2 protein-coding genes are annotated in these 1,700 nt (G+C 71.3%); one reads left to right on the top strand and one right to left on the bottom strand.

All coding sequences use genetic code 11. From position 1 onward, the window contains the following. Nucleotides 1-177: penicillin acylase family protein (locus VNR19_RS05915; protein ID WP_325724845.1), on the top strand; the 177-nt coding region annotated here is incomplete at its 5' end. Between the two features lie 244 nt (nt 178-421). Here the strand turns inward: VNR19_RS05915 and VNR19_RS05910 are convergent. Then, nucleotides 422-1,357 carry a putative endonuclease domain-containing protein gene (locus VNR19_RS05910; RefSeq protein ID WP_325724843.1) on the bottom strand — a complete coding sequence of 312 codons (936 nt, stop codon included), beginning with the start codon at nt 1,355-1,357 and terminating at the stop codon, nt 422-424. Nucleotides 1,358-1,700 lie beyond the last annotated feature (343 nt).

The raw sequence follows: 1,700 nt of genomic DNA, 5'->3' as shown, positions 1-1,700 counted from the left end.
GACCTCGACGCCTCGAGCTGGAACCACCTCACCGGCACGAGCGGGCACGCGTTCCACCCGAACTACATCGACCAGACCGAGACGTGGCAGAAGGCCGAGACGACCCCGTGGGCGTACTCGCCCGAGGCCGTCGACGCCGCGGCGACGAACACGCTGACGCTCCTGCCGGGGCGCTGACGCAGAGACCCGGCCTCCCGCCGAGATTGCGCTCGAACACGGTCACCAGCCCCCCACCGACCGCCGTTCGCGCAGTCTCGGCGGGACCTCCTGCGCTGGCGGCGCTGGTCGGCCCGCCCGGCCCGCCCCGGGCCGCCCCGGCCCGCCCGGCCCGCCCCGACCCGCCGGTCCCGACCCCTGGCGAGATTGCGCGTCTTGCGGCTCGCGGCGCCTCCGGGCGGTAGATCGCGCAATCTCGACGGTGTCAGGAGCGCTTGCGAAGGGCGCGGCGAACACGTGCGGCGAAGGCGGAGAGACCGTCGGGCGAGAGCTCAGCCGCGCCGGCGAGAATCACGCGGTAACCGGCGTCCTGGAACAGCTGCACCCTGGTGAGGTCGTCGCGCCACGTCCGCGGGTCCGCACGGTGCACGTCGCCGAGGTACTCGATCAGCAGGCGGGCTTCGACATACGCGAGATCCGGATGCCGGTCACCCGCCGCTGTCTGGATCGTGGGCTGCACATCGGGCTCCGGCAGACGCGCGGCGAGAAGCCCGAGCCGCAGGAGCGTCTCCGGCGGAGAGTCGACCGGGCTGCGGATGCGCGTCAGCGCCCAGTTCAGAGCGACCGCTCCTCGGCGAGAACCGTGTCGCTCGACGGCATCCGCGAGGTCGTCGAGTGACGCGAGCGCAGGCTCTCGCCCGAACCGTGTGCGCCGGCCGGAGACGAGGAAGTCGCCGATCGCCACGAGCCACTCGCGGGTGAGGAGCCCTCCCTTCGTCCCGGTCATCGTCGCGAGTGAGACCCAGGTATCGGCCACCGTCGTCACCGGCAAGCCCCGCACCACGTCGGTGCCTGCGGGTTCGCCCTCACGCGTCCACGCGATCACTCCGGGCCGACGCACGGGAGTCCGGTTCGGCGTCAGAACGTGCAGCGCGTCGTCGAGCCGCGCCGGCAACGGCATCCGCCACAGCCTCGCCGCGGTCGCGTGACTGAAGAGCGCGTCGCTCGGCAGCACCACGCGAAGATCGCCGCACCGGTCGACCAGCGGATCGCCGGTGCGTCCGGAGGTGCCTGCGACCCGAACCCCGTGAAAGGGCCGCTCGAACGCGGCACGGCGCATCGTGGCATCCGTCAACCCGATGCGTCGGCCCTCGGCGACTGTGAACGCGACACCGTCCATCCACGGCGGAACCATCGACATCCCTCGATGCTCGCGCGCGCGTCCGCGTCTCTTCGCCATGGGGCCCTGACCCCGGGGAGAAACCGCGTGCCGCGCACCCTGGGGAGGAACCGTCAGCCGGGCCCGAGATCGCGCGAACGACCGTTGCATCGCGCGCCCACCCGTCGTTCGCGCAATCTCGGCAGGGATCAGGGGCGGGGGCTGGTGAGCGGAGTTGGGCAGGCGGGTGCGTCTCGTAGCGTGGTGTCACTTCCCGCGGGTCTTCTTCGTCGTTGACGTAGGAGGGCCATCGTGGGATACCCAGTTGTTTCCGCCAAGAAGCAAAGAAGAGACCCCACGATGACCCACAACCAGTCTGCCTTGA

Origin of the sequence: Microbacterium sp., assembly GCF_035556355.1 — a bacterium.
Classification (GTDB): Bacteria; Actinomycetota; Actinomycetes; order Actinomycetales; family Microbacteriaceae; genus Microbacterium.
Note: the sequence above shows the minus strand (reverse complement) of the source record. Positions and strands in the feature narration are given on the sequence as shown.